We start from the raw sequence: 23,064 nt of genomic DNA on the forward strand, positions 1-23,064 counted from the left end.
TTTGGAGAGTGAATTGATGACTATGAAGATCAAAAGCACGATGAAAGCGGCAGTTGTGAAATCATTCGGTGAACCATTGGTGATTGAAGACGTGCCGGTACCGTCCGTTGGACCGGGCCAGGTGCTGGTTAAAATCGCCGCCACCGGGGTTTGCCATACCGACCTGCATGCTGCCGAAGGTGACTGGCCCATCAAACCGAATCCGCCGTTTATTCCTGGCCATGAAGGCGTTGGTCAAATCGTGGCGTTAGGTGAGGGCGTGAAACATCTGAAAATGGGCGATCGTGTCGGTGTGCCCTGGCTCTACTCGGCTTGCGGCCATTGCGAATACTGCCTTGATAGTTGGGAAACGCTGTGTCTGTCGCAGCAAAACGCGGGCTACTCGGTTAATGGCAGCTTTGCTGAATATTGCCTCGCGGATGCAAACTACGTTGGTATCCTGCCTGATAACATCGAATTCAATGAAATCGCGCCGATTTTATGTGCTGGTGTGACGGTGTACAAAGGGCTGAAAATGACCGATACCAAGCCGGGTGACTGGGTGGTGATTTCCGGTATCGGCGGGCTGGGGCATATGGCGGTTCAGTACGCGGTAGCCATGGGGCTGAATGTTGCCGCTGTCGATATTGATGACGAGAAGCTGGCGTTTGCGAAACGCCTTGGTGCCAGCGTGGTTGCCAATGCGAAAAATGTCGATCCGGCCAAAGTGTTCCATGAAAGCTTTGGCGGTGCGCATGGTGTGCTGGTGACGGCGGTGTCGCCTAAAGCGTTTGAACAGGCGCTGGGGACCATGCGTCGCGGCGGTACCATGGTGCTGAATGGTCTGCCACCGGGCAAGTTTGATCTGTCGATCTTTGATATGGTGCTGGACGGCATTACGGTGCGCGGTTCGATCGTTGGTACCCGTAAAGATTTGCAGGAAGCGCTCGATTTTGCTGGTCGCCACAAGGTGAAAGCCAATGTCGCCGTGGAGCCGCTGGTCAACATCAACGACATCTTTGCGCGTATGCATGCGGGTAAAATCGAAGGGCGTATCGTGGTAGATATGTCGCTGTAAACAACAAGCCCGACGCAAAGGTCGGGCTTGGTTTTAACTGCTGGCGAGCAGCGCTTCCAGTTCGACGCGGCTCGTCACCTTGCTGTCTATCTTGATATAAGCACTTTTCTCTTCCGGCACGATAAACACCGAGGCAACGCCCGGCTGTGCTTTCAGACGTTTTTCCAGGTTCGGCACCGCCAGCACCGCATCGCTCAGTACCAGACGCAGGCTGCTGACGTAGGGCGGTTCCTGCATGGACATACTGACGAATAACCAGATGGCTGCCACCACCGCGCCGACCAGAAACACCGTTTGTGCGTCAAAATGACCAAATACCCAACCGCCCATGCTGCCGCCAATCGCCACTCCAAGGAACTGGCTGGTGGAGTAGATACCCATCGCGGTGCCTTTGTAACCCGGCGGCGACTCTTTGCTGATCAATGACGGCAGAATCGCTTCCATCAGGTTAAAGGCGAGGAAGAACAGTTGCACGCCAATCACCAGCGTCCAGAAGTGATTGCCTGCACCCCATAGCACGATTTCAGCGATGACAATTAAGGCGACGCAACTGACGAAGACGCGCTTCATGCGGCGTTTCGCTTCGGCATAAATGATGAACGGAATCACGCTGACGAAGGAGATCAGCATGGTCACCAGATAAACCTTCCAGTGCTCAGAGGCTGGCAGGCCAGCCTGCTCAAACTGACCCGGCAAGGCTACAAAGCTCGACATCAGCAGAATATGCAGACACAGAATGCCGATATTGAGTTTCACCAACCGGGTGTTGGTTAATACCGCACGAATGCTGCCTTTCACCATCCCGGATTCACGGTTCAGCACATGATGCGGCGCATGGGGTACCACCAGCAAAGTAATGACAATGCCAAGGCTGGCAAGAATGGCAATCATCCAGAACAGTGCGTGCAGACCCAGTGCATGGGTCACGATCGGGCCAATCACCATAGCGATGGCGAAGGTGACGCCAAAGCTGATGCCGATAAAGGCCATCGCTTTGGTGCGATTCTGTTCGCGGGTGAGGTCAGACAGCAGGGCCATCACCGCAGCCGCGATGGCACCCGAACCTTGCAATGCACGGCCAAGAATGACACCCCAGATGGATGTGGTCGTAGCAGCAATCACGCTACCCAGTACAAACAGCAGCAGGCCGCCGACGATCAGCGGCTTACGACCGATACGGTCGGAGAGTAAGCCAAAAGGGATCTGAAAAACCGCCTGTGCCAGGCCATAAATACCAATTGCCAGACCAATCAACGTTTCACTGGCACCCTGTAACGCCATGCCATAAGTGGTGAGTACCGGCAGCACCATAAACATTCCCAGCATACGCAGGGAAAAAACCGTACCTAAGCCCCATGTAGCGCGCAGCTCTACTGGAGTCATTTTATTGTCGTTCATTCCAACCTCTGTAAGTTTGCTGCACTTATTTTAGGGAGCAGGGCAGGGCGGGTAAAACAATTGTTTTTAAGCGATGGTAACAAAAAGAAAGGGCGCGAAATTCGCGCCCTTTCATGGATTTGCGGAGCTAAATTACCAGACGTAAGTCAGCAGGTCTTTTGACGCCGGGGTCATAAAGTCCACCGACATCATTACGCTCAATGCAGTGACAGCAACAATGGAGAACACAAACAGTTTACGCGCCCAAACTTTGTCGTTTGAGGTTTTGTAACCTGAAAGTGCCATCCCAAGCCACCAGACACTCACTGCCGCAGCAACCACCAGATATTTGTAGCCAGCGTAACCGCCCAGCGAAAGCATCAGGGTGGCAATCATAAACGCCAGGATATACAGCGTAATATGATTCTTCGCCACTGAAATGCCTTTCACTACCGGCAGAACCGGGATATTCGCTGCCTGGTAATCTTTAAAGCGGAAGATGGCAATCGCATAGGAATGCGGCATCTGCCACAGGCTAAAGATCGCCAGCAGAATCAGCGCGCCAGCATCAAACTCGTTGGTCACCGCGCAGTAGCCAATCACCGGCGGCATTGCGCCGGAAAGGCTACCAATCAGCGTACCGTAGACTGAATTACGCTTCATGTAGAGGCTGTAAATGCCGACGTATACCACGAAGCCCAGCACCGCCAGCCACATGGCCAGCGGGTTAGCTCCGAAATAAAGCAACGCAAAGCCAGCAATACCTAATGCGGTTGCATAAACCAGGCTTACTTTCGCCGAGATCAGGCCTTTCACCAGCACTCGATTCCGCGTTCTCTCCATCTTGATATCGATATCGCGGTCAATCACGTTGTTGAAAACACAACCTGATGCAACGACCAGCGATACACCAACCAGTGAGATGAGGAACAGGGTGTAATCAATGCTGCCTTTGGAGGCCAGCAGGAATCCACCGATCACAGAAATTAAATTGCCGAAAATAATTCCTGGTTTTGTTACTTGCAGGTATTGCTTAATCATCATGAGCGACTCTTAGTGGACCATCATGTTGTAGTTGAGGTTCCACATAATCCACAGTGAGCCTACGACGACAATCAGGATAATAACTGCCGCAAAGACAATGGCCACCATGTTCCAGCCACCCTCAGATTTGCTGTCCAGATGCAGGAAGTAAACCAGATGCACCAGCACCTGAACCACCGCACACACCAGAACCACACCCAGAATGGTGCCGTGAGAAGCGCTGCCATCCATCACCATCCAGAATGGGATTGCCGTCAGGATGATCGACAGGATGAAGCCAATCATGTAGGACTTCACGCTACCGTGAGATGCACCATGGTCAGTTACAGAATGACTCATTACATGGCCCCCATCAGATAAACAATGGTGAATACGCAGATCCACACAACATCGAGGAAGTGCCAGAACAGGCTCAGACACATGATACGAGTGCGGTTAGTCGCCGACAGGCCACGTTTGGAGATCTGGAACATCAGAACGGCCATCCAGATCAGACCAGAGGTGACGTGCAGACCGTGCGTACCAACCAGGGTAAAGAATGCCGACAGGAAGCCGCTACGGTCTGGACCGAAGCCTTCCATGATCAGGTGATGGAATTCATAGATTTCCATCCCGATAAATCCGGCACCGAACAGGAAGGTCAACGCCAGCCAGCTGATGACCGCACCCTTGTTCTGGTTGTTCATCGCGATAACTGCCATACCGTAGGTAATGGAGCTCAGCAGCAGCAGCGCGGTTTCTACCAGTACAAACGGCAGTTCGAAGATATCTTTACCTGCCGGGCCACCGGCAGTGTTGTTGACCATGACTGCATAAGTCGCGAACAGGGTTGCGAAGATGATGCAGTCACTCATCAGGTAGATCCAGAAACCAAAGACTTTATTGGCTCCTGCATCGTGATGCCCATGCTCCGCATGGGCGTCGTGGTGGTGTGTCGTCACAGTTTGAGTTGACATTATTTCAGACCTGCTTTGCTGATTTCGTCAAAGTGCTTCTTCTCGATCTGCTCGATTTCCGCAACCGGTACGTAGTAATCCACGTCTTCATCGAAACTCTTCACAATCCAGGAGATGATCATGCCCAGGAAGGCAACAACCACCAGCCACCAGATGTGCCAGATAGCCGCGAAACCGAAAATCGTACCGAAGGCAGCGATAACAATGGCAGCACCACTGTTTTTCGGCATATGAATTTCTTCATATTTAGCCGGCTGCTGATACGCTTCGCCTTTCTCTTTCATTTCCCAGAAAGCATCGCGCTCGTGAACGTGCGGGATTACAGCAAAGTTGTAGAACGGCGGCGGTGAAGAGGTTGCCCACTCCAGCGTACGACCACCCCACGGGTCACCGGTCAGATCACGGTTCTGGTCGCGGTCACGCACAGAAACGTAGAACATGATCAGCTGGCACAGGATGCCACAGGCAATCAGCGCAGCACCGCAAGCGGCAACCACCAGCAGTGAGTGGAACTGCGGATCGATGTCCTGGCTGATACGACGGGTCATACCCATGAAGCCCAGCGCATACAGCGGCATAAACGCAACGAAGAAGCCGATGATCCAGAACCAGAAGGCACGTTTGCCCCAGGTCTCGTTCAGGGTGAAGCCGAAGGCTTTCGGGAACCAGTAGGTCACGCCAGCCATACAACCGAATACCACACCACCGATGATGACGTTGTGGAAGTGCGCAATCAGGAACAGGCTGTTGTGCAGGACGAAGTCCGCACCCGGTACCGCCAGCAGAACACCTGTCATACCACCGATAGAGAAGGTGACCAGGAAGCCGATAGTCCACAGCATTGCTGAGTGGAACTCGACACGACCCTGATACATGGTGAACAGCCAGTTAAAGATTTTCACGCCGGTCGGAATCGCGATGATCATCGTCATGATACCGAAGAAGGCGTTTACGTTCGCGCCCGCACCCATGGTGAAGAAGTGGTGCAGCCAAACGATGAACGACAGTACGGTAATCGCGATGGTCGCCCACACCAGAGAGGTGTAACCAAACAGACGCTTTTTCGAGAAGGTCGCAGTGACTTCAGCGAAGACACCAAATACCGGCAGAACGAGGATGTATACTTCCGGGTGACCCCAGACCCAAATCAGGTTGACGTACATCATCATGTTACCGCCCATTTCATTGGTGAAGAAATGGAAGCCGAGGTAACGGTCGAGGGTCAACAGTGCCAGCGTGACGGTCAGAACCGGGAACGCAGCGATGATCAGGACGTTAGTACACAGGGAAGCCCAGGTAAATACCGGCATTTTGAACAGGTCCATGCCCGGCGCACGCATCTTCAGAATGGTCACGAAGAAGTTGATACCGGTCAGCGTGGTCCCGATACCGGATAGCTGGAGACTCCAGATCCAGTAATCGACCCCGACGCCAGGACTGTACTCCGCACCCGAAAGCGGCGGATAGGCCAGCCAACCAGTCTGCGCGAACTCGCCCACACCCAGCGACAGGTTAACCAGGATCACACCGATCGCAGTGAACCAGAAGCTCAGGTTGTTCAGGAACGGGAAGGCAACGTCACGTGCACCGATTTGCAGCGGTACCGCGATGTTCATCAGACCGACCACGAAAGGCATCGCCACGAAGAAGATCATGATCACGCCGTGGGCGGTGAAGATCTGGTCGTAGTGGTGCGGTGGTAGTATGCCTGCTTCCCCGGCGGAAGCCATAACCTGTTGGGTACGCATCATCACCGCATCGGCGAAGCCGCGCAGCAGCATGACAAACGCCATGATGATGTACATGACACCCAGTTTTTTATGGTCGATTGACGTCAGCCATTCAGACCAGAGATATTGCCATTTACCAAAGTAGGTGATGGCTGCAATGACAGCCAGACCACCTATGATGATACCGGCAACCGTGACCATGATAATCGGCTCATGATACGGCACTGCATCCAGTGTTAATTTTCCGAACATCGTATTATTCCTCGGCTCCGGCGTGACTCATGTCCATGCCTGCAGGCATGTCCATCTTCCCGTGGCTCATCTTGAACTTATCAATAACTTGCTTGAACAGTTCTGGATTGGCTGTTGAGAAATATTCCACCGGGTGATTTTCGCTTGGCGCAGCCAGTTTCTCGAAATCATCCATGGTGGTCAGCGTGTCAGGTGCCGCTTTAACTTTGGCGACCCACTGCTGGAATTCCGCGTCGTCTTTGGTGGCAATGGCTTTGAACTTCATACCAGAGAAACCGCGACCACTGAAGTTAGCAGAGATACCGTCGAAAATTCCCGGCTCGTTGGCGATCAGGTGCAGTTTGGTCTGCATGCCCGCCATCGCGTAGATCTGGCTACCCAGCGTAGGAATAAAGAAGGAGTTCATGACGGAGTTGGAAGTAATTTTGAAGCTGACTGGCGTGTTTGCCGGGAAGGCAATTTGGTTAACGGTTGCAATACCCTGTTCCGGGTAGATAAACAGCCATTTCCAGTCCAGCGCCACGACATCGATCTCAACCGGTTTCACGTCAGAGGCCAGCGGTTTGCTCGGCTCCAGCGCGTGGGTTGATTTCCAGGTCAGAACGCCGAGGAAGAGAATGATCAGGATCGGAATGGTCCAGACCACGGCTTCCACTTTGTTAGAGTGTGACCAGTTGGGGCTATACTTCGCTTCGGTATTGGTCGCCCGATATTTCCAGGCAAAAAATACCGCCATAAAGACTGCGGGGATAACGACGATCAACATCAAGCCGAAAGCTGTCAGAATCAACGAACGTTGCTCCAGTGCAATCTGTCCTTTGGGATTTAACAACGCACTATCGCAGCCGCTGAGTAATACAGCGCCTGCAATTAATGACAAAATCCCCAAACTTTTATTGTATTTCCTGAGTCTCATTTAACGACCTCAATGACAAAGGGCTCTATTGTCGTTTAAGTGTGCGCGCATTTTACGGGAAGGTTTATACAGTGTAAACCAGCTTAAGGATGTGTCAGGAGCCTGTTGACACCTTTTGCTAAGGGTGTCACAGATGTTGCGTAGGGTGACAAATTATTAAAAGAGACAAGTAGTTGGCGTTAATATAACAAAAACAAATGATAGTAACCGCAGTAAAAACAGGGAAAGCATAAACCGTACTTTTAATACCCATTTATTTAACAATTTTGCATCATTTATGCGATAAGAAAGCTACAAAATAATTGCTCACCGGGTTTTAATATTTTCTGCGATTGTTAATTTAATGTTTCTTTTTGTCGTTGCAAAAAAATGCTATCTACTAAAATTAGTCGCAGATATTTTTTCGTCAATTATTTCGCCAACGACAATATAGTGATTAAGACTGATACTGTTTTATCCGCGGGTGTTTTCGCAGCGCCAGGTAATCCAGTGTCACCCCAAATGCCACGGCGATTAAGGCCAGGGCCATTCCGGCTTCGAACAGATGTGTGACCAAATCCCCGCTTTGCCAGATTCCTGCGGCACCGAGCGCCAGCGCCAGCAACCACAGAGCCAACAAAGCACATCCGAGGCTGAACAGGCGTACGGTCCAGCGATACCCCTGCGGGCAATAGCTACGGGTGATAAATTCGCCACTTTCCTGGATCGCCTGAAGCGTGTTACGGCATACCCAGAGCAGCAGCAGGCCCGGCACGCCAGCGAAGACCGTAAAGGCGTAAAACGTTGACCAGCCCCAGAGTTCAACCAGCCAGCCAGCCGCAGGGCCGACATATACCCGGCCAACGGCGGAAAGTGCCGAGAGCAGGGCGAACTGGGTGGCGGAAAAGGATTTATTGCAGAGCGTCATCAGCAGCGCGACAAAGGCTGCCGTGCCCATCCCACCGCACAGGTTCTCGATAAATACCGCGCTGGCCATGCTCCACAAATGCGGTGGAGTAACCGCCAGCAACCAGTAAGCAAAGTTGGATACCGCCTGTAACACGCCAAAGATCATCAGCGCGCGGAACAGGCTGAGGCGCTGCATTAACACGCCGCCATACAGCGCACCCACGATGGTGGCCAGTAAACCAAGGGTTTTATTGACCAGCCCGACATCGCCTGCATTAAAACCGACGCCCCGGATCAGGAACGTGGTGGTGAGTGAGGCTGCGAACGCATCGCCCAGCTTATAAAGGATGATCAGCGTGATGAGCAACCAGGCATTGTTGCGCAGGAAGAAGTCTTTCAGCGGCAGCGAAACCGCCTGACGCAGGCTGTGCGGCTCATTGGCCGGGGCCGCCGGCTCTTTTGCCAGTAATGTGGCGATCAGGCCAGGCACCATCAGCCCGGCCATCAACCAGTAAGTGGCCTGCCAGCCCAGATAACGGTCAGCCAGCCACAGCGCGAGACCGCCGGAAATCAGCATCGCCAGACGATAACCTAATACGGTAATTGCCGCGCCGCTGCCACGCTCTTCGGGTGGCAAAACGTCGGTTTTCCACGCATCAAACACAATATCCTGTGAGGCGGAGCAGAAGGCGACCAGCACTGCAAGGGCCGCCAACAGCGTTAAATCGCGTGAGGGTTGCATATAGCCCATCGCGATAATGCCACCGATGAGCGCCAGTTGCGTAACCAGCAACCAGCCACGGCGACGGCCAAGAAAAGGCGGGGTGTAACGGTCCATCATCGGTGACCACAGGAACTTGAACACATAGGCCTGGCCGACAAGGGAGAAAAAACCAATGGTTTTCAGATCAACGTTCTCAACGGTCATCCATGCCTGCAATGTCCCTGCAGTTAACGCCAGTGGCAGTCCGGAAGCGAAGCCCAGCAGCAGTAAAACGGCGGCGTTACGTTGGGTAAAAATGCGCAGATAGTGAGAAGTCATAGCCAACCTGAAGTGAAGCCCGGCCAGAGGAGGCCGGGCGAAGAACGGCGAGATTAACGGGCGTTCTGTTTGATGAAGTTATGTACGCTGGTGTCCTGCGCCATATCAGCAATCACGTCGCCAAGCGTGGAGTTAACCGCGTTGGTGATCTTGTCGTTGGTCGCAGTGAATGCGCCTTCTACGCTGTAGGTCTGGCGGTAGTTTTTAATCTGTTTGTTACCATTTTTCGCGGTAGCAATAATAGAAATGTCCGCTTTAGTGGTAATGCTGTAACGCACGTTGCCCTGTGTCACATCGGCATACAGACCATTGACCACAATTTGCAGATCAACCGCGCCATTCGGGCCAACCATATAGCCACGTGCGGTCATCTGTTTCTCCAGCACTTCCTGCAGCAGGAAACGCAGGTCACGGGATGGTGTGAGGGTGACCAGCTGGCCGTCGCGGTTTACTTTTGCCAGTGCCTGATCGCTACGTTGATCGGCGCCATTGATGCTGACGGTCACGCCCATCAGGCTCGGATCCTGCTGTGGCAGCTGAATTTTTGGTTCGATATTCAGCGTCGTATTATTGCTGGCGCAGCCGGCCAAAATAAATGCAGCCAGCAGAGGGAATAACAGTTTTTTCAACATACTCATTCTCGTTAGCGGGTATATAGGTTGGTTTGCAAAACTGCGGCCATCATAGCATTGCGTGACAGCGAAAAAAGCCCTCCGCCAGTGGAAATTGATTGTAAAGGCTTTTTTCAGATTGACTGAGATAAACCCCCGTTGACCTGCGTGGCAGGCAGGTTAAGATGCGCAGCGCACATTATTTTTTCCAGCTTCCCTGCGGAAATGGTTAAAAACCTACTAATATTTAAACAGATGAGGCACAGCGCTCGCCGTAGAGGAGTGTTAACAATGATTCGCGAAGAAATAGAAGAAAAGCTGCGTAAGGCATTCGACCCTGCACACCTCGAAGTGCATGATGAAAGCTACCGTCATAACGTGCCTGCTGGTTCTGAAAGTCACTTTAAGGTAGTGATCGTCAGTGACTGCTTTACCGGCCAGCGTTTTTTAGCCCGCCATCGCTCCATTTACAGTGAGCTAACGGCAGAGTTTGCAGGAGGCGTACATGCGCTGGCACTGCATACTTACACACAAAAAGAGTGGGATGGCTTACAGGACACGGTGCTGGCTTCCCCTAATTGTCGTGGTGCTGGTACGCTCGCCTGATTTTTCTTACTTAATCTCTATAAAACGGCCTGCGGGCCGTTTTCTCTTCCTTATTTACTCCTAAACGCGATCTGCGGCGCAAAAAAGCAGCAAAACCGTTTAAAAGTGGTGACTTTGCAGCCTCGACTCGCCCCGGTGATGCCGCTATAATGCGGCGTCTATTTTTCCGGAATGTCTTCGGGAGCTTCTGACAACAGGGAACAGGTTCTGTCAGCAGATGCCCTCCCGCTAGTTGGATACGGCGCATTTCATATGTGTGGTGTCTGAAGTTGACCGAGCACGTGATTTTTTGAGGTAGCAAGATGACAGTTTCAGTAGAAACCACTCAGGGTCTGGGCCGTCGCATTACGATTACTGTTGCAGCTGACAGCATCGAAAGCGCAGTGAAGAAAGAACTGGTGGATGTGGCGAAGAAAGTCCGTATCGATGGTTTCCGTAAAGGCAAAGTGCCGATGCAGATCGTAGCTCAGCGCTACGGTGCATCTGTTCGCCAGGACGTGCTGGGCGATCTGATGCAGCGCAACTTTGTTGACGCCATCATTAAAGAAAAAATTAATCCGGCTGGTGCACCGAACTACGTTCCAGGTGAATACAAGCTGGGTGAAGACTTCACCTTTACGGTTGAATTCGAAGTCTATCCGGAAGTTGAGCTGAAAGGTCTCGACACCATCGAAGTTGAAAAGCCGGTTGTTGAAGTGACCGACGCTGACGTCGATACCATGCTGGAAACCCTGCGCAAGCAGCAGGCAACCTGGAAAGAGAGCGATGCAGCCGCTGGTGCTGAAGATCGCGCGACCATCGACTTCACCGGTTCTGTTGACGGCGAAGAGTTCGAAGGTGGTAAAGCCTCTGACTTCGTTCTGGCCATGGGCCAGGGCCGCATGATCCCGGGCTTTGAAGAAGGCGTTGTGGGTCACAAAGCCGGTGAAACCTTCACCATCGACGTGAAATTCCCGGAAGATTACCACGCGGAAAACCTGAAAGGTAAAGACGCGAAGTTCGAAATCGTACTGAAGAAAGTTGAAGTACGCGAACTGCCGGAACTGACCGAAGAATTCATCCAGCGTTTCGGCGTGGAAGATGGTTCAGTCGCGGGTCTGCGTACTGAAGTACGTAAGAACATGGAGCGCGAGCTGAAAGGCGCAATCCGTAACCGTCTGAAGTCTCAGGCGATCGACGGCCTGGTTAACGCCAATGCTATCGACGTGCCGGCTGCACTGATCGACAGCGAAATCGATGTTCTGCGTCGCCAGGCGGCTCAGCGTTTCGGTGGCAACGAGAAGCAAGCGCTGGAACTGCCGCGCGAGCTGTTCGAAGAGCAGGCGAAACGCCGCGTTGTTGTGGGTCTGCTGCTGGGCGAAGTGATTCGCACCAACGAGCTGCAGGCTGATGAAACTCGCGTTAAAGCGCTGATCGAAGAGATGGCTTCTGCGTACGAAGATCCGCAGGAAGTCATCGAGTTCTACAGCAAGAACAACGAGCTGATGAACAACATGCGCAACGTAGCGCTGGAAGAACAAGCAGTGGAAGCGGTGCTGGAAAAAGCAAAAGTTACCGACAAAGCGACTAACTTCCAGGAACTGATGAACCAGACTGCTTCAGCCTGATTCGTTAGTTAACACGAAGTGCGAAGCCCGCGACCAAAAAGTCGCGGGCTTTTTATTTTTTTCGCTAAAGTCCCTGGATTTGTCTTCTATTTGATTAATTAATCGGCAAATTATTCGCTAAGCTCTTTTTCCGTGTTAGCGATTAGGGAAAAGGTTGTTATGCTTGAAATAACTGGGCAGCATCCCCAGATACAGGGAGAATGCATGAAGACAGTGAAACTGACTGATTAACCGTCCTGTTGGTGTCGGAGTGAGGAGGCAGCGCATGGTTTTCGTCGCACGCCTCACGTAAAATCGGTACAGAATGTTGCCAACGAAATTTATCCAGGAGACGGTAATGTCATACAGTGGCGATCGTGAATTTACTGCACCGCAGATGGCGCTGGTGCCAATGGTGGTCGAACAAACCTCGCGCGGCGAGCGTTCTTACGACATCTATTCCCGCCTGCTCAAAGAGCGTGTGATCTTCCTGACCGGCCAGGTTGAAGATCATATGGCTAACCTGATCGTGGCGCAGATGCTGTTTCTGGAAGCGGAGAATCCTGAGAAGGATATCTACCTCTACATTAACTCACCGGGTGGTGTGATTACCGCCGGTATGTCAATTTATGACACAATGAAATTCATCAAGCCTGACGTAAGCACCATTTGTATGGGCCAGGCTTGTTCGATGGGTGCGTTCCTGCTGACCGCAGGCACGAAAGGCAAACGCTTCTGCCTGCCTAACTCACGTGTCATGATTCACCAACCGCTGGGTGGTTATCAGGGTCAGGCTACGGATATTGAAATCCATGCGCGTGAGATTCTGAAAGTTAAGCAGCGTATGAATGAGCTGATGGCTGAGCATACCGGTAAATCGCTGGAGCAGATCGAGCGCGACACTGAGCGCGATCGTTTCCTCTCTGCCAGTGAAGCGGTAGAGTATGGCCTGGTCGACTCCATTTTGACGCATCGCCAATAAGACACATCTGCCCGGCTCCTGCGCTATAGTTAACAGGACGAAGGGCAGGTGGGTTGAATGAATATCGGCCGTAAATGCACGGCCAGTGCCGTACGCCAGTATGGCCTGAGAACGAAAAGAGGTTAGCTGATGACAGATAAGCGCAAAGACGGTTCAGGTAAGTTGCTGTACTGCTCTTTTTGCGGCAAAAGCCAGCATGAAGTGCGTAAGCTGATTGCCGGGCCGTCAGTGTATATCTGCGACGAATGTGTCGATTTATGTAACGACATCATTCGCGAAGAGATTAAAGAGGTTGCCCCGCACCGCGAGCGCAGTGCGCTGCCGACGCCGCATGAAATCCGCCATCATCTCGATGATTATGTCATCGGTCAGGAAAAGGCGAAAAAGGTGCTGGCTGTGGCGGTGTACAACCACTACAAGCGTTTGCGCAATGGCGATACCAGCAATGGTATCGAGCTGGGCAAAAGTAACATTCTGCTGATCGGTCCAACCGGTAGCGGGAAAACTCTGCTGGCGGAAACGCTGGCACGTTTGCTGGATGTGCCGTTTACCATGGCCGATGCAACCACGCTGACTGAAGCGGGTTATGTGGGCGAAGATGTGGAAAACATCATCCAGAAACTGCTGCAGAAATGCGATTACGATGTGCAGAAAGCCCAGCGCGGCATTGTTTACATCGATGAAATCGACAAGATTTCACGCAAGTCTGACAACCCGTCAATCACCCGTGACGTATCGGGCGAAGGCGTGCAGCAGGCGTTGCTGAAACTGATCGAAGGCACCGTGGCTGCCGTACCGCCGCAGGGTGGCCGTAAGCACCCGCAGCAGGAATTTTTGCAGGTTGATACCTCGAAGATCCTGTTCATTTGTGGCGGCGCATTCGCCGGTCTCGACAAAGTGATTTCCCAGCGCGTAGAAACCGGTTCAGGTATTGGTTTCGGTGCGACGGTGAAAGGCAAGTCACAGAAAGCCAGCGAAGGTGAACTGCTGTCACAGGTGGAGCCAGAAGATCTGATCAAGTTTGGTCTGATTCCTGAGTTCATTGGTCGTCTGCCAGTGGTTGCTACGCTGAACGAGCTGAGTGAAGAAGCCCTGATTCAGATCCTGCGTGAGCCGAAAAATGCGCTGACTAAACAGTACCAGGCGTTGTTTAACCTGGAAGGTGTGGAGCTGGAGTTCCGTGATGAAGCGCTGACGGCGATTGCTAAGAAAGCGATGTCACGTAAAACCGGTGCGCGTGGTCTGCGTTCAATCGTGGAAGGTGCGTTACTTGAAACCATGTACGACCTGCCTTCAATGGAAGACGTGGAGAAAGTAGTGATTGATGAGTCGGTTATCGATGGTCAATCAGAGCCGATGTTGATTTATGGTAAGCATGAAGCGCAGGCTTCTGGCGAATAAATAAACAATTAAACCACGTTGTTATCTTAAAAAAGGGGAAAATCTTTCCCCTTTTGTTTTTCTCACGCCTGTGACATTGAATGTCGGATAAGCATCCCCATATACTCAATATCCTGTGGGTTTAACTGCAAATTGACTGTGTTCAGGCGGTTCCCATCACCTGGCGGACATTAAACTAAGAGAGAGCTCTATGAATCCTGAGCGTTCTGAACGCATTGAAATCCCCGTGTTGCCGTTGCGCGACGTGGTGGTTTATCCGCACATGGTAATTCCGTTGTTTGTTGGTCGGGAAAAATCGATTCGGTGCCTCGAAGCCGCGATGGATCATGATAAAAAGATCATGCTGGTTGCACAGAAAGAGGCTTCAACGGATGAACCTGGTATTAACGATCTCTTCTCTGTAGGGACCGTCGCTTCGGTATTGCAAATGCTGAAGCTGCCGGACGGCACGGTCAAAGTGCTGGTTGAAGGTTTACAGCGTGCCCATATCACCACGCTGGCAGACAACGGCGACCACTTTGTAGCCCAGGCTGAATATCTGATCTCGCCGGAAATTGAAGAGCGCGAGCAGGAAGTGCTGGTCCGTACCGCCATCAATCAATTTGAAGGCTACATCAAGCTTAACAAAAAAATTCCTCCTGAGGTCCTGACCTCACTGAATAGCATTGACGATGCAGCCCGTCTGGCTGACACCGTTGCGGCGCATATGCCGTTGAAACTGGCAGACAAACAATCGGTGCTGGAGATGTCCGACGTTAACGAGCGTCTGGAATATCTGATGGCGATGATGGAGTCTGAAATCGATCTGCTGCAGGTTGAGAAGCGTATTCGCAACCGCGTGAAAAAGCAGATGGAGAAAAGCCAGCGCGAGTATTACCTGAATGAGCAGATGAAAGCGATTCAGAAAGAATTGGGCGAGATGGACGATGCGCCTGATGAATATGAAGCGCTGAAACGCAAAATCGAAGCGGCAAAAATGCCAGACGAAGCGCGCGAAAAAGCCGAAGCTGAGCTGCAGAAGCTGAAAATGATGTCGCCGATGTCGGCTGAAGCAACCGTGGTACGTGGCTACATCGACTGGATGGTGCAGGTACCGTGGAATGCGCGCAGCAAAGTGAAGAAAGATCTGCGCAAAGCCCAGGAAACGCTGGATACCGATCACTACGGCCTGGAACGCGTGAAAGACCGTATCCTTGAGTATCTTGCGGTGCAAAGCCGCATCAGCAAAATCAAAGGACCGATCCTGTGTCTGGTCGGACCGCCGGGGGTAGGTAAAACCTCGCTGGGCCAGTCTATCGCCAAAGCGACAGGCCGTAAGTATGTCCGTATGGCGCTGGGTGGCGTGCGTGATGAAGCGGAAATCCGCGGTCATCGTCGTACCTATATTGGTTCTATGCCGGGCAAACTGATCCAGAAAATGGCGAAAGTCGGGGTGAAAAACCCGCTGTTCCTGTTGGATGAGATCGACAAAATGTCGTCGGACATGCGTGGCGATCCTGCTTCTGCATTGCTTGAGGTGCTGGATCCGGAACAGAACATCGCCTTTAACGATCACTATCTGGAAGTGGATTACGATCTGTCAGACGTGATGTTCGTGGCGACCTCAAACTCAATGAACATCCCGGCGCCGCTGCTTGACCGTATGGAAGTGATTCGTCTTTCCGGTTACACCGAAGATGAAAAACTGAACATCGCGAAACAGCACCTGCTGCCGAAACAGATTGAGCGTAATGCGCTGAAAGAAAAAGAAATCAGCGTCGATGACAGCGCGATTATGGGCATCATCCGCTACTACACCCGTGAAGCGGGCGTGCGTAGCCTGGAGCGTGAACTCTCCAAATTGTGCCGTAAGGCGGTGAAAGCGTTGCTGATGGATAAAGAGAAAAAACACATCAGCATCAACGGTGACAACCTCAAAGATTTCCTTGGGGTACAACGCTTTGACTATGGCCGTGCCGACAGCGAAAACCGTGTAGGTCAGGTGACGGGTCTGGCGTGGACAGAAGTGGGTGGTGATCTGCTGACCATCGAAACCGCCTGTGTACCGGGTAAAGGTAAACTGACCTATACCGGTTCACTGGGTGAAGTGATGCAGGAATCCATCCAGGCTGCTTTGACCGTGGTTCGCGCTCGCGCTGAAAAACTGGGTATTAACGGCGATTTCTACGAGAAACGTGATATCCACGTTCACGTGCCGGAAGGTGCGACGCCGAAAGATGGTCCGAGCGCAGGTATCGCGATGTGTACTGCGCTGGTGTCCTGTCTGACCGGCAACCCGGTGCGTTCTGATGTGGCGATGACCGGTGAGATCACGTTGCGTGGTCAGGTACTGCCAATTGGTGGCTTGAAAGAGAAACTGCTGGCAGCACACCGTGGTGGCATCAAAACGGTGCTGATCCCGGATGAGAACAAACGCGATCTGGAAGAAATTCCACAGAACGTGATTGCCGATCTGACCATTCATCCGGTGAAACGCATTGAAGAGGTGCTGAATCTGGCACTGGAAAATGCGCCTTACGGGATGCTGGTTGCGACCGCAAAATAGTGATTAACGGCAAAAACCGCTAAAAAGCGAGGCTGGCAGGCCAAATGGTGCTTGCCAGCCTTTTTTTGTGCCGCTAAGTTAGGGGGCTGCTGGATCAACGATTAAGATGAATACCGTTGTTTCGGCTCGAAAGGCTTGATATAACTGGCTGCGCGTTCGTACCCGGCGGGAAGCTCGGATACGATGTGAATAATAAAAGAGGGGATGAATAGAGTGAATAAGTCACAGTTGATCGACAAAATTGCTGCGGATGCGGATATTTCTAAAGCGGCAGCGGGACGTGTATTAGATGCATTCATGGGCTCCGTTTCTGATGCGCTGAAAGGCGGTGATGAAGTGGCACTGGTTGGTTTCGGTACTTTCTCTGTTCGTGAGCGCGCTGCTCGCACCGGCCGTAACCCGCAAACCGGTAAAGAAATCACCATTCCGGCTGGTAAAGTGCCGGGCTTCCGTGCTGGTAAGGCACTGAAAGACGCTGTCAATTAATGACTGTTGTCACATCCGTTGAAGCATTTTCTTCGATGGATTGAGGACGCAAAAGCCGTTCTCATGTAACATACGGGCACATCATTTTTGATGTGCCTTTTTTATTCTGATGCGCAGCAAAAAGCCTTTGGCTCTTGTCTCCGCAGGGTTGCCAGCTGCCAGCCTGAACTGCAGCTGCACGATGATGACATCGTGTCAGAGCTTTACATTCACACTACAGCGGAGTGTTGTCATACCATGATGGACAATTTACGTGCGGCGGGAAATCACGTCGTGCTCAAAATCATTCTGGGATTGATTATCCTGTCCTTTGTACTGACCGGGGTGGGCAACTACCTGATTGGCGGTAACAGTGATTATGCTGCCAAAGTGAACGGCCACGAAATCAGCCGGGCAGAGCTGGAGCAGGCTTATAACAATGAGCGCAATCGCCAGCAACAGATGCTGGGTGATCAATTCTCGCAGCTGGCCAGCAACGAAGGCTATATGCAGCAGATGCGCCAACAAGCGCTTTCTCAGTTGATTGATCAGGCTCTGCTTGATCAGTACATCAAAGATTTACACATTGGTATCAGCGATGACCAGGTCAAGCAGGCGATTTTCAGTCAGCAGGCTTTCCAGACCAATGGTAAGTTCGACAACGTCAAATATAACGGCCTGATCAGCAGCATGGGGTTCACCGCTGACCAATACGCTGAAGCACTGCGTAAGCAGCTGGCGACACAGCAGCTGATCAACGCTGTGGCCAACACCGATTTCATGCTGAAAGGCGAAACCAGCAAACTGGTTGACCTGGTGGCACAGCAACGTGAAATTCGTCAGGCGACGATTGATGTCAATGCGCTGGCGGCAAAACAAACCGTGACTGACGATGAAATCAGCCAGTATTACCAGCAGCATCAGAGCAGCTTTATGGCGCCTGAGCAGTTCCGCGTGAGCTATATCAAAATGGATGCCGCCAGCTTGCAGGAAACGGCCAGCGAAGCGGATATCCAGAGCTGGTTCGATCAGCACAAAGCCGATTATTCTCAGCCGCAGCGTAACCGTTACAGCGTGATTCAGACTAAAACTGAAGCAGATGCTAACGCTGTGCTGGATGCGCTGAAAAAAGGCGAAGATTTCGCGACGCTGGCGAAGAGCAAATCTATCGACCCGATCTCCGCACGCAAAGGCGGTGACATGGGCTGGCTGGAACCGAACACTACCCCTGATGAACTCAAAAACGCCAACCTGACGGAAAAAGGTCAGCTCTCTGGTGTCATCAAGTCATCCGTGGGCTTCCTGATTGCGCGTCTGGATGACATCCAGCCGGAGCAGGTGAAACCGCTGGCAGAAGTACATGCTGCCGTTGCTGACAAAGTGAAGCAGGAAAAAGCGGTGGATGCCTTCTATAAAATGCAGCAGAAAGTCAGCGAAGCGGCCAGCAACGATAACGAATCCCTGGCGGGTGCCGCCGAGGCTTCAGGTCTGAAAGTGGTGGAAACTGACTGGTTTAGCCAGGACAGCGTACCGCAGGATCTGGATTTCGACGCGGTTAAACAGGCGATTTTCAACGGTGGTCTCGTGGGCCAGAACGGTGCGCCGGGCAATAACTCGGACATCATTTCAGTCGATGGTGATCGCGCGTTTGTACTGCGTATCAGCGAACATAAACCAGAAGCAGTGAAACCGCTGGATCAGGTGAAAGCGCAAATCGCCGATACTCTGAAACATGATAAAGCCACGCAGCAGGCGAAAGAGCAGGCGAACAAACTGTTGGCCGATCTCAATGCCGGTAAGCAGGATGTGTTGCAGGCCGCCGGTCTGACGCTCAGCGCCAGCAAATCGGTTGATCGCAATGCGCAGGATCCGGTCGCGCAGTCAGCATTTAATCTGCCACAGCCAGCGGATAACAAACCGTCTTGGGGTGTGAGCGAAGATATGCAGGGCAATGTGGTACTGGTGGCACTGGATAAAGTCAGCGCGGGTAGCATGCCGCAGCCGCAGATTGACCAGATGGTGAAAGGTGTGACGCAGAATAACGCGCAGATCGCCTTCGAAGCCCTGCTGGAAAACCTGCGTAAAGACGCCAAAATCAAGTACGGCGCAGCCGCACAAATGCAGTAAGCCTCGCAAAAAAATCAGAACCGCTGAAACAATCAAAGGCCGCTTATGCGGCCTTTTCCATTTCTGATTATCCGCTTTTGAGCCTTTATCCATGCTGTGACACCCTGCATCTGCTGTTAAACACAAGGAGAGACACAGCATGGTCAAACACACTTTTCAGGTTTTATTCTTCTCGCTGGCCCTGGCTGGCACGGTCGCTACCTCCAGCCTGGCTGCGGCGGAAAGTCCCAGTGAAACTCAGGCCACACAGGTTTCGTCACCGGCAGAAGGGCAGATCAGCATCAATGAAGCCACAGCAGAGGAACTCGCCGCCGCCATGAATGGCATCGGTCTGAAGAAAGCCCAGTCCATCGTCAGCTATCGGGAACAGTACGGCCCGTTTACCGCGATTGATCAATTAAAGGAGGTGCCAGGCATTGGCAGTGCGTTGGTTGAACGTAATAGCGCCCGGCTGAAATTGTGAGAAAGCTCGCGACTCATGAAGGATGAAGCAAACCTGCCTATACGCTGTGCTATGCTCAACAGGTCCAACCAGTTGTCATTCTCAGCCTAATCAGGAGCAACAATGCAGACCACAATCAAAGTGCGCGGCTACCATCTTGATGTCTATCAGCATGTTAACAACGCGCGTTACCTGGAGTTTCTGGAGGAAGCGCGCTGGCAGTGGCTGGAAGATGTCGATGCGTTTAACTGGCTGGTACAGCAGAAACTCGCCTTTGTGGTGGTGAATATTAACATTAACTATCGCCGCCCGGCTGTGCTGGGCGACGTACTGACCATTGAGAGTGAGATTGCTCAATTGAATGGCAAGAGTGGTGTCATTTCGCAACGTGTGTTGCTCGCCAGCGATGGTTCGCCGGTTGCTGATGCGGCATTAACTTTTGTTTGTATTGATTTGCGCACACAAAAAGCAGTGCCAATGGAAGGGGAATTGCGTGAACGTCTGGCGGCACTGATGGTTTAGCTGACAGAGCTGGCGTCAGCGACGCCAGCCGATTTCGGAGGGATCAGGCCAGAGCACTTTTCTGTTTCATCTGCGCCATAATCGCCGCTGCATTCGCCTGGTAATCCGCCAGACCACGCGCACGTAAATGGCAGGCGGCACATTCGCCACAACCATCGCCTTTTACGCCGTTATAGCAGGTCAGCGTTTCAGCACGTACCAGTGGCAGTTGCTGCCAGTAGTCGGCCAGCGCCCAGGTTTCGGCTTTGTTCAGCCACATCAGCGGTGTTTCGAAACGAATATTGCGCGCCATTCCCAGACTGACGGCGTTATTCAGGGCCTTAACAAACTCATCGCGGCAGTCAGGGTAGCCGGAGAAGTCAGTTTCGCACACGCCGGTGATCACCGCTTCGGCTTCAACCTGATAGGCATAAATTGAGGCCAGCGTTAGAAACAGGATGTTGCGACCCGGCACAAAGGTACTTGGCAAACCGCTGGCTTCAGGATCATAAGCCGGGACCGGGATGTTATCGCGCGTCAGGCTGCTGACGGCTAATTCGTTCAGCAACGTCACATCCAGCACTTTGTGCGCCCGGGCACCGAGCTTATGCGCCAGTTCGGATGCCACCTCAATTTCTTCACGATGGCGCTGACCATAATCAAAGGTGACGCAATGCACTTCATCATATTGTTGCAACGCCTGAATTAAGCAGGTGGTGGAGTCTTGTCCGCCACTAAAAACTACAACGGCTCTTTTCATCTTTTCTTCCGTATAAAACCGAGCCGCTATGGTAATGGCTCGGGTGTGTGATGAACAGTATCGACTGCGGCTGGTGGTGGTATCCAGGCACGCGTGAAGTCGAACCAGCCCAGGCTATTGAGTTGAATGCCTTCCACGCCGGGCGGGGCTGAAATCTGGTAGCGATAATTAAATAATGGCAGCAGATAACCGGCGCGCATCAGTTGCTCAAACAGCTGGTGGCTAAGAATAGCACGCTGCTCCGGATTCTGTTGTTGAGCGATCTCGCGCAAATGTTGACGTAAATGGATGTCACTTTGTGCACCCCTGAGCGGTTGCCATACCGGATCGTTTTCCAGCCAGCTGATCAGGGTAAACAGTGGCGCATCGCCAATCAGACGGTCACCCATCACCACGTCTGCATCGGCCAGCTCGCGTTCATCGCGCCAGCTTTTCACATCATGGAATATGCAGGTCAGCTGGCAACCATAGCTGGCCAGCAGGGGTTTCAGTGCTTCAGTCATCACATGAAGCTCAACCGGCAGATGATAATGCAGTGTCAGTGTGGCGGGCAGCGGCGCATTTTCTTCGGCGGGTGGGGGGACTGGCCAGCCGGGCAGCAGCTCCAGGCTTGGCGTGATGAGTCCCTCATCCAGCGGTAATTGCTGAATCATGCCGCTACGCTGAATCAGTGAAATCAGGGTTTTGGCTTGTGCTGAGCTGAGCCGGGATGAGATGCGCGGTGCCAGGTAGCAGAATCCCAGGCTGATGCTGCGATCGACCGGGCGCAGAGCATCAAGCTCGTCAGGATCACCAATAGCAATTTGCACCGGATGACGACAACTGGTGCCAAGGGTACGATCAAACAATTGCGGGGTGATCCAGTACTCAACGGCCTGGATCAGCGGCCGTTGCAGATGCCAGCGCGGGTGGCTTTCCAGTCGCACCAGTTCATCGGTGAAATGCGCCAGTTTCCACGCACCGCTGCCGATGGTAGCAAGCTCCGGGTGTGGCAACAGGCAAAACTGATGCGCCAGTCGTTGTGGCAGCCAATAATCACTGTGGCGCAGGCGGATACGCAGCGCCAGCGGGTGAGGGGCCGTGATGCTTTCAACCGAAGCCAGCAAGCGTAATCCCGGTGCGCTACGCAGAATCTTGTGTAACTGCGTGACCAGTTGCGTGGCATACAGCGGTTCATCGTTATGCCAGCTGAGCTGCGGCCGCAGCCAGAAAAACCAGTCGCAGCCACTTTCATCATGCTGCCAGTGATGGGCTAAGTCGCCTTCAACATCATTGTCCCGAAAGCGCGTCAGCCCGGAAAAGATCTGACGGGCGAGGTGTTGTTCGGCGCGCCCGGTCAGATGCAGCGGCAGCAGCGCTTCGAGGGACCGATAGTAAGGAATACGCAGTACCGGGGCCTGATTGAGCCATTGTCCGCCCATTAATGGGCGCAGCATCGTTAGCAAATGCTCCGGTTGCACATCCAGCACCTGCAATGCCTGCGTTGCTTCCCCCGCCGCAAGCTGCTGCTGCAAAAGTTGCTGGCGTAGCTGGTCAGGGGTGGTGAGAAAGGTCAGCGTTCCCTGTTTACCGCGTCCCGCGGTGCCCTGCCAGCGCAGCCAGTCGGCCTCCTGCCATTGTCGTAACAGGGTGCGGATATGGCGTTCACTGCAAAAACAGTGCTGTGCCATCGTCGCGACACTTAGATGCTGCGTTTCACCCTGGCTAAGTTGCCAGAGACGCTGAAATTGATTGACCCGATTAAGCTGGCGCATCTCTAAACCCGGAACAGTTTTC

20 protein-coding genes are annotated in these 23,064 nt (G+C 52.7%); 10 read left to right on the plus strand and 10 right to left on the minus strand.

All coding sequences use genetic code 11. The annotated features are described in order from the left end of the window. Positions 1–16: 16 nt before the first annotated feature. On the plus strand, positions 17–1,057 hold the full coding sequence (gene adhP, locus AC6I8X_RS04965; protein WP_313682183.1) for an alcohol dehydrogenase AdhP: 1,041 nt from the start codon (positions 17–19) through the stop codon (positions 1,055–1,057). Between the two features lie 33 nt (positions 1,058–1,090). On the opposite strand, the gene AC6I8X_RS04970 is transcribed toward adhP, so the two are convergent. From AC6I8X_RS04970 to AC6I8X_RS05005, 8 genes are all read right to left on the minus strand, one after another. Beyond that, positions 1,091–2,455 carry an MFS transporter gene (locus AC6I8X_RS04970; RefSeq protein ID WP_313682185.1) on the minus strand — a complete coding sequence of 455 codons (1,365 nt, stop codon included), beginning with the start codon at positions 2,453–2,455 and terminating at the stop codon, positions 1,091–1,093. Between the two features lie 132 nt (positions 2,456–2,587). Beyond that, positions 2,588–3,475, minus strand: coding sequence for a heme o synthase (gene cyoE, locus AC6I8X_RS04975; RefSeq protein WP_084878335.1), 888 nt, complete (start codon positions 3,473–3,475; stop codon positions 2,588–2,590). 12 nt (positions 3,476–3,487) lie between these two features. Further along, positions 3,488–3,817 (minus strand): cytochrome o ubiquinol oxidase subunit IV, encoded by a 330-nt coding sequence (locus tag AC6I8X_RS04980; protein ID WP_084873144.1) that lies wholly within the window; start codon positions 3,815–3,817, stop codon positions 3,488–3,490. Further along, positions 3,817–4,434 (minus strand): cytochrome o ubiquinol oxidase subunit III, encoded by a 618-nt coding sequence (locus tag AC6I8X_RS04985; protein WP_084873146.1) that lies wholly within the window; start codon positions 4,432–4,434, stop codon positions 3,817–3,819. The genes AC6I8X_RS04980 and AC6I8X_RS04985 overlap by 1 nt, the downstream gene beginning before the upstream one ends. Further along, the gene (gene cyoB / locus AC6I8X_RS04990) at positions 4,434–6,416 is read right to left on the minus strand and encodes a cytochrome o ubiquinol oxidase subunit I (protein ID WP_299456974.1); all 1,983 of its coding nucleotides are present in this window, start codon (positions 6,414–6,416) and stop codon (positions 4,434–4,436) included. The genes AC6I8X_RS04985 and cyoB overlap by 1 nt, the downstream gene beginning before the upstream one ends. Before the next feature lie 4 nt (positions 6,417–6,420). After that, a complete protein-coding gene (gene cyoA / locus AC6I8X_RS04995; protein ID WP_299456972.1) occupies positions 6,421–7,332 on the minus strand; it encodes a cytochrome o ubiquinol oxidase subunit II in 912 nt (303 codons plus the stop codon). Positions 7,333–7,768: 436 nt separating this feature from the next. Continuing rightward, a complete protein-coding gene (gene ampG / locus AC6I8X_RS05000) occupies positions 7,769–9,262 on the minus strand; it encodes a muropeptide MFS transporter AmpG (protein ID WP_497840662.1) in 1,494 nt (497 codons plus the stop codon). Positions 9,263–9,315: 53 nt separating this feature from the next. Beyond that, positions 9,316–9,894, minus strand: coding sequence for a lipoprotein (locus tag AC6I8X_RS05005; RefSeq protein WP_084873154.1), 579 nt, complete (start codon positions 9,892–9,894; stop codon positions 9,316–9,318). A gap of 270 nt (positions 9,895–10,164) precedes the next feature. Here AC6I8X_RS05005 and bolA point away from each other — a divergent pair, with 270 nt between their 5' ends. The 9 genes from bolA to AC6I8X_RS05050 all read left to right on the plus strand — a co-directional run bounded on the left by bolA (position 10,165) and on the right by AC6I8X_RS05050 (position 20,549). Then, positions 10,165–10,479, plus strand: a complete 315-nt coding sequence (bolA, locus tag AC6I8X_RS05010; RefSeq protein ID WP_084873155.1) for a transcriptional regulator BolA — start codon at positions 10,165–10,167, stop codon at positions 10,477–10,479. A 302-nt stretch (positions 10,480–10,781) separates the two neighbouring features. Then, a complete protein-coding gene (gene tig, locus AC6I8X_RS05015; protein ID WP_084873158.1) occupies positions 10,782–12,086 on the plus strand; it encodes a trigger factor in 1,305 nt (434 codons plus the stop codon). 337 nt (positions 12,087–12,423) lie between these two features. After that, positions 12,424–13,047, plus strand: a complete 624-nt coding sequence (gene clpP, locus AC6I8X_RS05020; protein WP_084873160.1) for an ATP-dependent Clp endopeptidase proteolytic subunit ClpP — start codon at positions 12,424–12,426, stop codon at positions 13,045–13,047. 129 nt (positions 13,048–13,176) lie between these two features. Continuing rightward, positions 13,177–14,448 carry an ATP-dependent protease ATP-binding subunit ClpX gene (gene clpX / locus AC6I8X_RS05025; protein ID WP_167136586.1) on the plus strand — a complete coding sequence of 424 codons (1,272 nt, stop codon included), beginning with the start codon at positions 13,177–13,179 and terminating at the stop codon, positions 14,446–14,448. Between the two features lie 190 nt (positions 14,449–14,638). Then, the gene (lon, locus tag AC6I8X_RS05030) at positions 14,639–16,993 is read left to right on the plus strand and encodes an endopeptidase La (RefSeq protein WP_497840663.1); all 2,355 of its coding nucleotides are present in this window, start codon (positions 14,639–14,641) and stop codon (positions 16,991–16,993) included. A 213-nt stretch (positions 16,994–17,206) separates the two neighbouring features. Beyond that, positions 17,207–17,479 carry a nucleoid-associated protein HU-beta gene (gene hupB / locus AC6I8X_RS05035; protein WP_014606441.1) on the plus strand — a complete coding sequence of 91 codons (273 nt, stop codon included), beginning with the start codon at positions 17,207–17,209 and terminating at the stop codon, positions 17,477–17,479. A gap of 237 nt (positions 17,480–17,716) precedes the next feature. After that, positions 17,717–19,585 carry a peptidylprolyl isomerase gene (gene ppiD / locus AC6I8X_RS05040; RefSeq protein WP_299456938.1) on the plus strand — a complete coding sequence of 623 codons (1,869 nt, stop codon included), beginning with the start codon at positions 17,717–17,719 and terminating at the stop codon, positions 19,583–19,585. Positions 19,586–19,724: 139 nt separating this feature from the next. Further along, the gene (locus AC6I8X_RS05045) at positions 19,725–20,048 is read left to right on the plus strand and encodes a helix-hairpin-helix domain-containing protein (RefSeq protein WP_084873166.1); all 324 of its coding nucleotides are present in this window, start codon (positions 19,725–19,727) and stop codon (positions 20,046–20,048) included. Between the two features lie 102 nt (positions 20,049–20,150). Next, positions 20,151–20,549, plus strand: coding sequence for an acyl-CoA thioesterase (locus AC6I8X_RS05050; protein ID WP_299456934.1), 399 nt, complete (start codon positions 20,151–20,153; stop codon positions 20,547–20,549). Positions 20,550–20,592: 43 nt separating this feature from the next. Here AC6I8X_RS05050 and queC read toward each other — a convergent pair whose 3' ends face one another. Together queC and AC6I8X_RS05060 are read right to left on the minus strand one after the other, a co-directional pair. Further along, positions 20,593–21,288, minus strand: a complete 696-nt coding sequence (queC, locus tag AC6I8X_RS05055) for a 7-cyano-7-deazaguanine synthase QueC (RefSeq protein WP_299456933.1) — start codon at positions 21,286–21,288, stop codon at positions 20,593–20,595. Positions 21,289–21,314: 26 nt separating this feature from the next. Next, positions 21,315–23,042, minus strand: a complete 1,728-nt coding sequence (locus tag AC6I8X_RS05060; RefSeq protein WP_497840664.1) for an SgrR family transcriptional regulator — start codon at positions 23,040–23,042, stop codon at positions 21,315–21,317. Positions 23,043–23,064 lie beyond the last annotated feature (22 nt).

Source organism: Pantoea sp. X-Soil-TKNS-1280, assembly GCF_059730475.1.

Bases quoted from the DNA above. Each gene is read 5' to 3' on its own strand.
- adhP (WP_313682183.1), top strand. From the start codon at position 17: ATGACTATGAAGATCAAAAGCACGATGAAAGCGGCAGTTGTGAAATCA.
- AC6I8X_RS04970 (WP_313682185.1), bottom strand. From the start codon at position 2,455: ATGAACGACAATAAAATGACTCCAGTAGAGCTGCGCGCTACATGGGGC.
- cyoE (WP_084878335.1), bottom strand. From the start codon at position 3,475: ATGATTAAGCAATACCTGCAAGTAACAAAACCAGGAATTATTTTCGGC.
- AC6I8X_RS04980 (WP_084873144.1), bottom strand. From the start codon at position 3,817: ATGAGTCATTCTGTAACTGACCATGGTGCATCTCACGGTAGCGTGAAG.
- AC6I8X_RS04985 (WP_084873146.1), bottom strand. From the start codon at position 4,434: ATGTCAACTCAAACTGTGACGACACACCACCACGACGCCCATGCGGAG.
- cyoB (WP_299456974.1), bottom strand. From the start codon at position 6,416: ATGTTCGGAAAATTAACACTGGATGCAGTGCCGTATCATGAGCCGATT.
- cyoA (WP_299456972.1), bottom strand. From the start codon at position 7,332: ATGAGACTCAGGAAATACAATAAAAGTTTGGGGATTTTGTCATTAATT.
- ampG (WP_497840662.1), bottom strand. From the start codon at position 9,262: ATGACTTCTCACTATCTGCGCATTTTTACCCAACGTAACGCCGCCGTT.
- AC6I8X_RS05005 (WP_084873154.1), bottom strand. From the start codon at position 9,894: ATGTTGAAAAAACTGTTATTCCCTCTGCTGGCTGCATTTATTTTGGCC.
- bolA (WP_084873155.1), top strand. From the start codon at position 10,165: ATGATTCGCGAAGAAATAGAAGAAAAGCTGCGTAAGGCATTCGACCCT.
- tig (WP_084873158.1), top strand. From the start codon at position 10,782: ATGACAGTTTCAGTAGAAACCACTCAGGGTCTGGGCCGTCGCATTACG.
- clpP (WP_084873160.1), top strand. From the start codon at position 12,424: ATGTCATACAGTGGCGATCGTGAATTTACTGCACCGCAGATGGCGCTG.
- clpX (WP_167136586.1), top strand. From the start codon at position 13,177: ATGACAGATAAGCGCAAAGACGGTTCAGGTAAGTTGCTGTACTGCTCT.
- lon (WP_497840663.1), top strand. From the start codon at position 14,639: ATGAATCCTGAGCGTTCTGAACGCATTGAAATCCCCGTGTTGCCGTTG.
- ppiD (WP_299456938.1), top strand. From the start codon at position 17,717: ATGATGGACAATTTACGTGCGGCGGGAAATCACGTCGTGCTCAAAATC.
- AC6I8X_RS05045 (WP_084873166.1), top strand. From the start codon at position 19,725: ATGGTCAAACACACTTTTCAGGTTTTATTCTTCTCGCTGGCCCTGGCT.
- AC6I8X_RS05050 (WP_299456934.1), top strand. From the start codon at position 20,151: ATGCAGACCACAATCAAAGTGCGCGGCTACCATCTTGATGTCTATCAG.
- queC (WP_299456933.1), bottom strand. From the start codon at position 21,288: ATGAAAAGAGCCGTTGTAGTTTTTAGTGGCGGACAAGACTCCACCACC.
- AC6I8X_RS05060 (WP_497840664.1), bottom strand. From the start codon at position 23,042: ATGCGCCAGCTTAATCGGGTCAATCAATTTCAGCGTCTCTGGCAACTT.